Origin of the sequence: Burkholderia sp. L27(2015) (genome assembly GCF_009765705.1) — a bacterium.
Taxonomy (GTDB): domain Bacteria; phylum Pseudomonadota; class Gammaproteobacteria; order Burkholderiales; family Burkholderiaceae; genus LMUX01.
In genome coordinates this window covers 696,849-708,937 of record NZ_LMUX01000017.1, presented here as the reverse complement: position 1 = coordinate 708,937, position 12,089 = coordinate 696,849, and the positions used below count along the sequence as shown (strand labels likewise).

At 58.7% G+C, this 12,089-nt stretch carries 10 protein-coding genes and 1 pseudogene; 5 read left to right on the top strand and 6 right to left on the bottom strand.

All coding sequences use genetic code 11. The features are described 5' to 3' along the window. Positions 1–85, bottom strand: a pseudogene (locus GSQ77_RS16745) (succinyl-CoA--3-ketoacid-CoA transferase); the annotation flags it as partial. A 525-nt stretch (positions 86–610) separates the two neighbouring features. On the opposite strand from GSQ77_RS16745, the gene GSQ77_RS16740 reads away from it, so the two are divergent. From GSQ77_RS16740 to GSQ77_RS16725, 4 genes are all read left to right on the top strand, one after another. After that, on the top strand, positions 611–2,008 hold the full coding sequence (locus GSQ77_RS16740; RefSeq protein WP_158903843.1) for an FAD-dependent oxidoreductase: 1,398 nt from the start codon (positions 611–613) through the stop codon (positions 2,006–2,008). Positions 2,009–2,606: 598 nt separating this feature from the next. Then, on the top strand, positions 2,607–2,756 hold the full coding sequence (locus tag GSQ77_RS16735) for a hypothetical protein (protein WP_158903842.1): 150 nt from the start codon (positions 2,607–2,609) through the stop codon (positions 2,754–2,756). Between the two features lie 115 nt (positions 2,757–2,871). Further along, entirely contained in the window at positions 2,872–4,656 is a 1,785-nt protein-coding gene (locus GSQ77_RS16730) for an FAD-dependent oxidoreductase (protein WP_254067659.1), read from the top strand. A gap of 119 nt (positions 4,657–4,775) precedes the next feature. Then, the gene (locus GSQ77_RS16725; RefSeq protein ID WP_158903841.1) at positions 4,776–5,588 is read left to right on the top strand and encodes a S9 family peptidase; all 813 of its coding nucleotides are present in this window, start codon (positions 4,776–4,778) and stop codon (positions 5,586–5,588) included. A 26-nt stretch (positions 5,589–5,614) separates the two neighbouring features. Here GSQ77_RS16725 and GSQ77_RS16720 read toward each other — a convergent pair whose 3' ends face one another. Continuing rightward, positions 5,615–6,616, bottom strand: a complete 1,002-nt coding sequence (locus tag GSQ77_RS16720) for an AraC family transcriptional regulator (protein WP_158903840.1) — start codon at positions 6,614–6,616, stop codon at positions 5,615–5,617. Between the two features lie 323 nt (positions 6,617–6,939). On the opposite strand from GSQ77_RS16720, the gene GSQ77_RS16715 reads away from it, so the two are divergent. Next, a complete protein-coding gene (locus GSQ77_RS16715) occupies positions 6,940–7,878 on the top strand; it encodes a LysR family transcriptional regulator (RefSeq protein ID WP_158903839.1) in 939 nt (312 codons plus the stop codon). 124 nt (positions 7,879–8,002) lie between these two features. Here the strand turns inward: GSQ77_RS16715 and GSQ77_RS16710 are convergent, their stop codons facing one another. The 4 genes from GSQ77_RS16710 to GSQ77_RS16695 form a co-directional block, all read right to left on the bottom strand. Beyond that, a complete protein-coding gene (locus GSQ77_RS16710; RefSeq protein ID WP_158903838.1) occupies positions 8,003–9,274 on the bottom strand; it encodes a patatin-like phospholipase family protein in 1,272 nt (423 codons plus the stop codon). A 9-nt stretch (positions 9,275–9,283) separates the two neighbouring features. Further along, positions 9,284–10,066 (bottom strand): 3-hydroxybutyrate dehydrogenase, encoded by a 783-nt coding sequence (locus tag GSQ77_RS16705; RefSeq protein WP_158903837.1) that lies wholly within the window; start codon positions 10,064–10,066, stop codon positions 9,284–9,286. Between the two features lie 21 nt (positions 10,067–10,087). Then, positions 10,088–10,936, bottom strand: a complete 849-nt coding sequence (locus tag GSQ77_RS16700; RefSeq protein ID WP_158903836.1) for an acetoacetate decarboxylase — start codon at positions 10,934–10,936, stop codon at positions 10,088–10,090. Positions 10,937–11,100: 164 nt separating this feature from the next. Then, positions 11,101–12,072, bottom strand: coding sequence for a YeeE/YedE thiosulfate transporter family protein (locus tag GSQ77_RS16695; RefSeq protein ID WP_158903835.1), 972 nt, complete (start codon positions 12,070–12,072; stop codon positions 11,101–11,103). Between the last annotated feature and the right edge of the window lie 17 nt (positions 12,073–12,089).

Genomic DNA, 12,089 nt, shown 5'->3' with positions numbered 1-12,089 from the left:
GGCCGAAGCCGCCAACCGCGAACGTCTGGCCATCCTTGACCACGTCCGCTAGCGCCGCTTGGGCGCTGGGATAGTGCTTGTTCATCGAAAGTCCTCCTTCATTAAACGGGTGCCGGCCTGGGCCGTACCTATGGGGAAATCAAACGCAGAGAAGCAAACGCAGAGAAGCAAACGAGACCAATCATGCCGTACACCGAGGCGTCATTCACAGCTGCGTTTCTATCACATTGGTGAAGTCGTTGCTCGCATGAGGCAATGGGTCATGATTACATTGACCATTGCAATAACCCTCTTCATCAAAACATTCAATTGCATCAGTGAAATTGACCTAATGCGTCAGCGACATTGACCCAATTTTCGCGCCGAAAAAGTAAGCGCAAAATCGAGAATGCGTGCGTTACACAGTAACGGATGCGCCTGCGCCGATCATTTCACCAGGCAGGAAATGCGATCATTAAGTAGGCCATGGCACGCGGTTATGGAGTGTGACGATTTTGGAATGCCATCGAATGCGGGCCCGACCATGACCGCGGCTAGACGAGGAGGCTGTCGCTAGATAGGCGATGGCTGCACCGGGCCCACTGAACCTTTACTCGAATTGGAGAATGTCATGTCTCAAGTTGAACATTTCGATACGCTGATCCTTGGTAGCGGCCAGGGTGGCAAGCTGCTGGCGTGGCACCTGGGGCGATCGGGCCAGCGCGTGGCTGTCGTCGAACGGCAGTGGGTGGGCGGTTCATGCCCGGCGGTTGCGTGCCTTCCGAGCAAGAACGAAATCTGGAGTGCACGCGTTGCGTATCTGGCGCGACATGCAGCTGACTTCGGCACGATCACCGGCTCCGTCAGTGTCGACATGGCAAAAGTGCGTGAACGCAAACGCGGCATGGTTGAGCTCGAAGTCGGACTTCATCTTCAGGCGTATGCATCGAGCGGCGCCGAGCTGGTCATGGGCAGCGGTAAGTTTGTCGGACCGAAGACGATCGAAGTCCAGCTTAACGATGGCGGAACGCGCACGCTTAGCGGCGACCAAGTGGTCGTCAACGTCGGAACGCACGCTGCCATTCCTGACGTTCCGGGACTGCAGGCTGCCGAACCACTGACCCATATTGGCGCCCTGGAGCTCGACTATGCGCCGGCGCATTTGGTTGTGCTCGGTGGAGGTTACATCGGCATCGAGATGGCGCAGGCTTACCACCGCTTCGGCAGCCGCGTGACGATCGTCGAACACGGTGCACAGCTAATGGGCCGTGAAGACGTAGACGTTGCCGAGCAGATGCTGGGCATTCTGCGCGCGGAGGGGATCGAAGTGATATTGAGCGCTCAAGTGGCGAAGGTGGAAGGCCGCTCGGGCAAGAGCGTCCGTGTTGTCCTGCGCACAGCTTCGGGCGAGCAGGTGATCGAAGGCAGTGACCTTCTCGTCGCAGCAGGACGTATTCCAAACACAGCCGGTATCGGGCTGGAAAAAGCCGGCATTGAACTGAATGAACGGGGCTACATTCGTGTGAATGAGAGACTGCAGGCAGTGACGCCTGGTGTCTGGGCGATCGGAGAGGCAGCGGGCAGTCCGCAGTTCACGCACGTATCGGTGGACGACTTCAGGATCGTGCGGGACAACCTGGCCGGCGGGAACCGCAAGACGAGCGACCGATTGGTCCCGTACACGATGTTCACCGACCCGCCGTTGGCACATGTCGGGCTGAACGAGCGCGAAGCACAGCGTCAGGGCATCGCGGTTCGCGTCGCGAAGCTGCCAATGAGCAAGGTACTGCGAACCCTGGCGACCGACGAGACGGAGGGCTTTATGAAAGTGCTGGTTGGTGCGGACCACGACCGCATCCTGGGCTTCACGATGATAGGCTCAGAAGCGGGCGAAGTGATGGCTGCGATGCAGACGGCGATGTTGGCAGACCTGCCGTATCAGAAGCTTCGCGATGCGGTGATCTCGCACCTGACGTTCGCTGAGGGATTCGGCGCGCTCCTATCGAACCTGCCTGCCCGACCAGCGTAATAACGTAGTGAACTGAGAAATACGCGCCTTATCTCCACCTTCTATCGAATGCAAGAATGTGCATTCGAGGAGGGTGGAGATCGTTTGTGTAACCGGTAATAAAATTTTTGACAAGTTACTGTATACAGTTTATGGTTTACACCGATAAGCGCTTGGATTAATTCAGTAGGCAAAATCGCTCCCGATTGCGGTTGCTGGAACGGGCCGCGATATTTGGAGCTGCTGCGATGTCGTCCCGGGATCCCGGGTCGACGGCATCGCAGGAATTCGGTACTGCTTGCTCTTCTTTACTGGCCCCGGCACTTGAGTGGGACCGGGTGAGTTTTTCCTTGTCGGTTATCGGAACGGATTTAAAAATTAAGTACTACATATTTAATAAACCAGGGATGCAATTTGATGAGCTAAGAACTTGAAGCATCCAACACGACCGGAAGGCTCGAGCGCCGCACATTGCGGACTGACAATTCGCGAGACCAATCGATCACTCATGGCACTTTCAAACTCTGAGCGACAGAGACGCTATCGCAAGCGGCGTCTTGGCGTGGGAGGGAAACACGAGCGTATCACTTGCTTGGTATCCATCTCGACAAAGCGAAACGTGGAGCGTCTCGCATTTCACTTTGACTGCACCATCACGGAAATGATCGAGCGACTGATCAACGAGAAGACCGCCGACTTGCTGAGTGAGCTGGACGAAGAGGGATTGTTCAGATTCTTCACGCAGGGTGCGCTTACGGAAGACGCGTAAGTATGCGAGAAGTTCGGCGCGAAGCTAGAGATATTCGAACCTGCAGCGACGAAATGTCGACAGTAGCCGCGGACCGCACTACCGATCGTCACGTAGGCTGCCTTCAAGTGCGACCATGAGCTCTAATTCAAACAGTAGCGAAAAGGATAGTGCACGACCTCAAGGCCGAACGTCGGCTCTCGACAAGAGCACTGCATCGATGCAAGGCGACGGCGTAGCACCGGGAAACCGCGTCGCGCCGGAAGATTACCAGACCGTCGAGGCGGCGCAGCGCACTCAAATAGAGCTGCGGCGCTATCAGATGTATCCCCGGTTAAGCGAAACGCGAATAGCAAAAGCGGCTCGCTTTGGCACGATGGAGCATTGGAAAGCGGGCGACGTCATATTTCGTGCTGGAGAAAAAAGCGCAGGTATGCGGATCTTGACCCAAGGGACAGTCCACTTGATAGTGCGAAACGGGCTTGGACAATCGCGCCTTTTTCAGGAGGTCGCCAACGGGCATTTTCTCGGGGAGACAGCGACCTTGAGTGGAAAGCCCTACCTTGGCGATGCTGTCGCGGTGACCGACGTAGATGCAATCCTCATCGCCCCTGAGCAACTGCGAGCGCTGCTGATTGCCGAAGCGCAGCTCGGCTCGGAGATCATGCGCGCGTTCATCCTGCGGCGCGTGGGGCTGATTCAGGACGGTAGTGGTCCGATCTTGATCGGCTCTGCATCGGACCCTGGACTCATCGTACTTGCCGACTTTCTGCGGCGCGTCAATCATCCTCATCGAGTCCTCGATCCGGTGACGGACGATGACGCGCGCGACTTCATCTTGAAGACATCGTGCACAGCGGCGCAGATGCCTTCGGTGGTTCTGGTTGACGGCTCCATCCTGCACAATCCCGATGAAATACGGCTGGCGTCGAAGCTGGGCCTACTCTGCGATTTCAACGAAACCAACACGTACGACACCGTGATTGTCGGCGCCGGGCCAGCCGGGCTTGCGGCGGCCGTTTACGCTGCGTCGGAAGGGTTATCTGTGCTGGTGCTTGACGTTAAGGGGTTTGGTGGACAGGCAGGTGCCAGTGCACGGATCGAAAATTATCTTGGGTTTCCAACGGGTATCTCCGGACATGTGCTCGTTAGCCGCGCTTTTGAGCAAGCGGTTAAATTCGGCGCGGAAATCGTCATGCCCACTGAAGTCGCGAAGCTGCACTGCGCGCAATCTCCGTTCCAGGTTGAGCTGCGAGATGGCCGACGCGCGATTGCAAAAACGGTCGTGATAGCGACGGGCGCGGCTTATCGACGCCCTCAGATCAAAGGTCTCAGCGAGTCCGATATCCGCGGTGTCTATTATTGGGCGTCATCGATCGAGGGGCGCCTGTGCCAAGGGTCGGAAATTGTGCTTGTGGGAGGGGGGAATTCCGCTGGGCAGGCGATCGTCTTTCTGGCGAGCTATGCGAGGCACATTCACGTGCTGATTCGGCGCGACGGCCTACATGAGACAATGTCTCGCTATCTGATCGATCGCGTGAGCAGGTTTGCCAACGTCACCCTGCACAGCAGTTCAACGATAGAATCGGTTACGTCGGATGAGGATGGGCTGACGGAGGTTAATTTTTGTTCGAGCGGGGCCCATACGCAAGTGTCGACCCGTCACCTCTTTCTCTTTACGGGCGCTGAGCCGGCCGCCGGGTGGCTGCAGGGGTGCGGAGTAGAAGTCGATGACCGAGGTTTTGTCGTTACCGGCTCGGGTTCGACGCAGTCCACGGCATATCGCTTCGAGACAAGTGTTCCGGGCGTGTTTGCGATAGGTGACGTACGTTCGACTTCAATTAAACGCGTTTCATCGGCCGTCGGCGAAGGCGCTGCCGTCGTATCCGAAATCCATGCGCTCTTGACAGCCAGGCGATAGCGAACGAGTTCGCCGCCATCCGCGCTGCCGGCTACGCCGACACGCGACAGGGCGAGATCTCGCAGAAGGTCGCCTGATGAGGGCCGCCGCGTGCCTCTTCACCAGCAAGGGATCGACTTATGAGCGTGAGAAATTTTGAATTCGAAGGGCCCCGAGGTTATCGGTTATCAGGCAAATTGGATCTGCCTGATAACGCCACTGATAACGCCAATGCGAACCCCACCGCGACCGGCACCACGCCTTCAGGATGGGCCATACTTGCCCACTGCTTTACGTGCGGGAAGGATAGCTTGGCGGCTACCCGTGTGGCGCGCGCGTTGGCGTCTCGCGGCATCGGGGTTCTTCGTTTCGATTTCGCGGGGCTGGGCAGCAGCGGAGGACGTTTCGCCGACGCCACTTTCGCGGCGGACGTGGACGATCTGGTCGCAGCGGGTAGCGCGATGGCCAGAGAAGGTAGACCCGTTTCGATCCTCATCGGCCACAGCTTGGGTGGGGCGGCTGTCCTGATGGCGGCGAGCGAGATGCCAGGCATCCGTGCGGTGGCTACCATAGGCGCACCTTACGATGTCAAGCATGTCCTGCATCAATTCGACCAAGGAAGTCTAGAGACCATCGACGCGCAAGGGGAAGCGGAGGTATTGCTGGCCGGTCGCCCTTTTGTCGTGCGCAAAAGCTTCGTCGAAGACTTGGCGCGTCACGATCTGGCATCGCGGATCGCACAGTTGCGTGTGCCACTGTTGGTCATGCACTCGGCGATCGATTCGACGGTCGGGATCGACAATGCCGGGCGTATCTTTGCCGCAGCCAAGCATCCCAAGAGTTTCATTTCTCTGGACGGGGCCGATCATTTGCTGACGAACAGGGCCGATGCAGACTACGCCGCAGCGATGATTTCGACCTGGGCGAGCCGGTTTCTGCCGGAGAAAGTTTGATCAGGATGCCGAGGTTTCGGCATGGGTTAATTGGGCCCACCCGTTGGTTCGCCGGCTCGTTCACGCGTGGTTTCGCGCACGGGTTCGCGCATTGAGCGGCGCCAATCCCCGGGTGTCATGCCCATGCGTTGCGTGAAGGCTCGCCTAAACGCCGCAAGGGATTGATAGCCAACGATTTCGGCCACCGATTCGGTGGAAGTCGATGGCTTCTTCAATTCGTTGGCCGCGAGCGTCATTCGAATGTCAGTCAGCATGTCGTTGGCTGAACGTCCCACTTTGTCCTGAAAGTGACGAATCAAAGTCGCACGCGACATATTGCAGAGCTGCGCCAACTCAGGGAGTGTCCAAGGGTGCGCAGGCTGGTTGAACATCGCCGTCAGCGCTGGCGCGAGGCGTGGGTTTGCCGCCAGTGCCAACAGCCCGAAAGGCGCCTGGTCAGACTCGCTGGCCATACGCAGCGTGAGCGCGAAAAGCGCCGCTGAAAAAGCGTTGAGCATCGCATGACCGCCAACGCTGAATGTGGCCGACTCTGCGCGCATCAGCCCCACCAAGGTGGTCAACAGGACCGAAGTCGCGCTCTGCGTGGAGGCATCGTTTTGCGCAGAGGTTCGCACTACGAGTGCGGCGGGAAAATAGTCGCGCATCAAGCGATCATGCGGGGGTGGCAGAACGAAGCGGCCGCAGAGCATATCCAGGTGTTCGCCGGTTCCCGCGTTTTCACTCAGTATCACGTTCAAATTCTCACGCAAGCGGGCTGGCGAGGGCGCGGCACCGCTGCCGTCGTGAAGGTAGTGTTCGGAGCCGTGAGAGAGCAGGACGATATCCCCCGCCGCGAGTTGTACCGCCGCACCACCGTCCGGAATCTGCAGCACGGCGGTTCCCCCAAGCACGACGTGATAGGGCATCTCTCCTGCATCGGAGCGCTCGTAGGAGACCCGCCACGGTGCGCCGTAAGAGCAGTGGATTTCAAGCTGACCGCTGACCGGCATCATGACAAGCAGCCGACTGAGCCAATCCAAAGGAGGCATGGTGATCCTTGCAAAGACAATAACCGTCATTTTATAGGGTAGAGCACGGCGGCGCCTATGTCCCTGGTCTGATGCCCTGCCGTGATGTCCCGATCCGAGAAGCGGCCGCTATACCAAGGGTTAACCTGACCTTACCCTGCGTAGTGCAAAACTACCGCTTCGTAGACTACCGCCGGCAGCGAATTGACGTTAACGTTTCTGATAGAAACAACCCAGACGAACAACCGAGCTCGGGGTCAAGTTGGTGCATGCTCATCAACGGAAAATCTGATCGATGTCCCGGTTCGGCGAACCATCGTTTTGTAGCCGTCAATGAGGATCACATGGATCAACTGACCACGTTGCGAGCGTTCGTCACGACTGCTCGCCTCCAGAGTTTTAGCAAGGCCGCGCAAACGCTAGGCGTTTCATGTTGTGCGGTGTCGCGTGCAATCGCAGATCTAGAGGCCCGCGTTCAGACGCGCCTGCTATACCGCACGACGCGCACCGTTACGCTCACCGAAGATGCTAGGAATTACTTTCATAGTTGCGTGCGGCTGCTGGAGGAGCTGGACGAGGCGCATCGCCGTATTGCGCAGGAACGATGCACCAACGCGGGAGAGTTGCGCTTGGTCGTGCATCCGATGATTGCCCCCGAGATGTTGTCGCGACTGGTACGGGAGCATCGTGCAAACGCACCCGATGTACGCCTTGTAGTCAGTGTGAGTGATTGCGCCGTCAATCTGCTGGCTGGCACCTTTGACATCGGCATACTTCCAGCCGATTTCGTGGGGCAGGCAAGCGTAATCCGGCGTACGCTGCGACACAGTCGGCGGGTTCTGGTCGCGTCGCCTTCGTATCTCGCGGCTTGCGGCCCCGTCGATTCGGTCGACGACTTTCAGGATCACGGGATATTGGTCAATGGCGATGGTCGCGATGGCAGCGATGGCGCGTTTGAGACCTTGCATCGCGGCCGCCGCCTTGCGGCTCGTGCGTCCACAGTGATCGAAGGCAGCGATCTAATTTTGCGAACCTTCGCGCTTGCAGGGATGGGCATTGCCTGGATTCCCGAAGAGACAGTCGCAGCCGATCTCGCCGGCGGCCAGCTAGAACGTGTGCTTTTGGCGGGCGGGTTTGACGACACGCGGGTCGAGTTGTGCCTGTTTTATCCGGACCGGGAATTCACGTCGGCTCGGTGCCGCTCGCTGATTGAGCTTTGCGTGCGGTTTTTTGGGCAAGGCCTCCACGAGAAGGCCGATGCGATCGTAGAAGCACACGCATAGATTGTCCAAGGAGCTGCCGCGGTGGTTCTCCGTATGGCCTGCAACTCATAGCCTGCCACCGCCGCCCTGAGCAGCGCATTCACCGCGCCGGTCAAGGCTTGTGGCAGGCGGCATGTTCAGAGGCTCACGCGGCTTCCTTGCCAACCTTACCGACGCTCACAACTTCGCCGGCAGCCGTCTCGATCTCGCATCTGTCGGACTCCGGCACCGACCCCGCCGGACGGTGCACATCATGCGTGACGAAACCCTGTTCGCGGCTCGGCAAGTCGAACCATTCACGGTGCGCGAACGAATCGCGTATGTCGTCGAGGCCGCTTTGCCAGTGTTCGAGCATCGTATCGATACTGAACTCGTAGTCCTTGTAATGCCCTTCATAGGGTTTGTTCTTGTAGATCAGATGCACAACGTTGATCGCGCTGCCATCGGCGGCCCGTTCGGCGAGGCGAAACAGCGGATCCGCCTTCAGCACCGAAGAGGGCACATGCTCGAGCAATTCCTTGATAAAGCGTGCGTGCTTTTGACGCACAGCGAGCATGTTTGTGACCGCGCGCGTACGGCTCGAATACTGAATGTCTTTCGCGCGTTCCGATACGTCCATGAAGTCACCCGGCGCATTGCCTTGTGCGCGCCACAGGTCGACCTGGAAGACCAATGTATCTTTATGATCCGAATCGCGCAGCACTTCAGTCAGCGGCGTGTTCGAGACGAGACCTCCGTCCCAATAGTATTCGCCTTCGATCTCGACGGCCGGAAAGCCAGGCGGCAGCGCGCCCGATGCCATGAAATGCTCGGGCACGAGCCGTATCTTCCTGTTGTCGAAATACGTGAGGTTGCCGGTGCGAACATTCACCGCACCCACTGACACGCGTATGCCGCCATCGTTGATACGGTCGAAATCGGCAAACGCCAGCAACGTTGCTTTGAGCGCCGCTGTGTCGTAGTAGCTCACGCAGCTCGGATCGAATTTGCCCATGCCCGCCATAGGCAACGGAAAGCGTGGCACAAAAAACCCCGGTTGCCCTTCGGTCAGCGCACGGCCGGCTGCCCACATGCTGGCCCACTTGCGCGACAGCTCGTGCAGGCCCAGCCCCGGTAGCGCCAGCGCACTGGCGCTACCCATCCAGTCGAGCGGATGGCAGATCGCACTCCAGAAACCACGCAACGCTTCGACGCGCTTTTCCGGCGGATTGCCCGCGATGATCGCGGTATTCAACGCGCCGATCGAGACGCCGGCGATCCAGTCCGGCTCGACCTTCGCTTCGGCGAGTCCTTCTACAACACCTGCCTGATACGAGCCAAGCGCACCGCCGCCTTGCAGCACGAGCGCGATCTCGTCGTAGCGCGGCAACGCAAATGCATTGCGCTGTGCGCTGATTTTCTGTGTGTCGTTGCGCATATATGCTCCTTATTGCATGGACCAGCCGTGACTGACAATGATCGATTGACCGGTCAATGCGGCCGACTCGAAACCCGCGAGAAACGCGACCGTGTTCGCGACGTCTTCCACCGTCGTGAATTCGCCGTCGACCGTTTCCTTCAACATCACGTTCTTGACGACTTCTGCCTCACTGATACCGAGTGCCTTGGCCTGCTCGGGGATCTGCTTGTCGACGAGCGGCGTGCGGACAAACCCCGGGCATACGACGTTCGCGCGCACACCGCGCGGGCCGCCTTCTTTGGCCACGACACGCGCGAGACCGAGCAAGCCGTGTTTCGCGGTGACGTAGGCCGACTTCAGTTGCGACGCTTCATGCGAATGCACGGAGCCCATGTAGACGATCGAGCCGCCGCGCTTGCCCGCATACATATGCTTGATCGCGGCCTTCGTCGTAAGGAACGCGCCGTCGAGATGGATATCGAGCATCTTCCGCCAGTCGGCGTATGCGTAGTCTTCTATCGGCGCGACGATCTGGATTCCCGCATTCGACACGAGGATATCGATGCCGCCTAACTCTTTTGCCGCGCGTTCAATGCCGGCGTTGACGGCTTCTTCGCTAGTCACGTCCATTGAGATCGCAAGCGCTTTGCCGCCGGTAGCGATGATGCTGTCCGCGACCTTCTGTGCATGGTCGAGATTCAGATCGGCGATCACGACGGCGGCGCCCAGGCTGGCCAGCTTGCGCGCGCATTGCTCACCGATTCCGCTTGCTGCGCCCGTGACGACGGCGACTTTGTTTTGTACAGACATAGTGGTTCCCCGAAAGATGGATTAACGATTGACGGCGAGTCCCCGCGCGTCGGCAGGCGATTTTGGCGAAGCCTCGCGAGATGATTTCGCCGAAGCCTCGCAAGGCGATTCCAATACGGCTTCGGGCGCAAGATAGTCGAATGCGACTTCGCCGACATCCAGCGTGAGGTTGGCAATCACATGACGCGCGCCAACCACGCGACGCACCGGCAGGTCCGCGATCGGCGCCAGCGCATGCGAATGCAGCTCGAGCGCAGCCGGACCGCTCCATGCGCCGAGTACGGTCACGTCGCGCAGATAGAAACGCACCAATTCGCAGATGCGCACGGTGCCGTCGACATGCGGAATCACTTTGAGTAGATAGTTCGGCGTATCCGCAAGCTTGCAGCGCTCGACTTCCAGATCGAGCGGCCGATGCTTGTAGCCCATCGTGCCGGTTGCGATGCGTTGCGTGCCGTAATCGAGCGTGCCGAGCAGCGTGTCGTTGCCGTCGACGCCCAGCCTGGGGTGCGCTAGTTTCTTCGGAAAGCCCCAGATTTCTCGGCCACCCGCGATCGGGCCTTCGTCGTCGAGATACATCGAGTGCGTGTAGTTGCCGAGACGGCCTTGCTGATCGCGCACGGAAATCACCTGACCGCTTTCCGTGTAATCACCGAAGCCTGACGAATCCGGCATGCGAATGAATTCGTAATGAACCAGCGCATTTTCCGGTGTCAACGGTTCGGGCACGATGGCGCGCAGTACGTCCATGTCGGTCTCGTACGAAATGATGAAGTACTCGCGATTGAGAAACCGAAACGGCGGGCGAGGGTAGGCGGGATTATGAACGGGCATCGCAAAGGCGCACTGCCGGATTGAGGAAAGGTCCATGGTGTTCTTTCTATCCTGCGGTGTTGTTTGTGTACGGTAAATGGTAGAGCAAATGCCTTGGGTGCAGCATCTCGGTTTTTCCAATACACCTTTGATCAGGGCGAGACAGTGAGCGTGGTCACGATGCGTTCCACTTGTCATGAAGGCATGGAAGTTAGTGTCTGTTAGCGCGCTGTTTGCCCCGTGATTCGAACGAAAAGGTAAATCGTCACGCAGATGATGGCGAGAGCGAGCCACGCGTAGGGATAAAGCATGGGCACGCCGATCAGTGCCAATGCCGTATTTCCTCCAGGAATCAACGCGGCTCCAAAACCCATCAACATGCCGCCGGCGAGACGGCGGCCGACGTCCCTGACGCTTGGAAGGATTAGTTGAATACGCCGGGCCGTCAAGCCGCCGACGACTGCCCCTAACAATAGGGCGACGCCGAGGACGAGCCTCAAGCGCAAGTGCGAGTCGGGGCTGTAAGCCAGCTCAGCGCGATGCGTCCAGTTCGTGTGGCGGGCCAGGTCGACGAGAACTTCTGTGTAAGTCCAGTTGCCTGCAGCCGCGAACGCGAAGAGAAACGCAATTCCGATGATGGTTGTTGCGACATGGGGAGACCAGACGTGTTGCAGCACGCTTCGATCCGCTTGGCTTATGGCTAGTTTATGCGACCAGACTCTGATGAAGACGAGCACGACGACAATCGCCACTTGCCAGTTCGCCGCCGCGAATACGATGGATGCCCGCGTGGACGTTGGTGGCTCGGGTAAATACAGTGCGGCAAGCGTGCCCAGATAAAAGCCGGGTGGCGTACCTATGTAGGCCCACTCGCCCGAGCCCAGACGTGCGACGGTACCGAAGATGCACGCGCGGTTTACCGCCGCGCCAATGCCGAATACCACGGCACCGATCACGGTCAGACTCCCGATCTCGTAGTCGACAGGTTTTGTCGCAAGCCATCCAAGACCGTTGAGTATGATGAAACCGCCGCAGCACCAGATCGATACCTCAATCAACGCTGCGAACCGGCTCGCTCGCCCAGTGGTCACGAACTCTTTGATCGCAGCGACGGTGCAAGTTTCGCCGCGTTGGTTAGCGAAACCCATCAACCCCGCCGCCGCGACGGCGATCAGGAAAGACGCAGTCGTCATGCATAGTCTCCATTGCT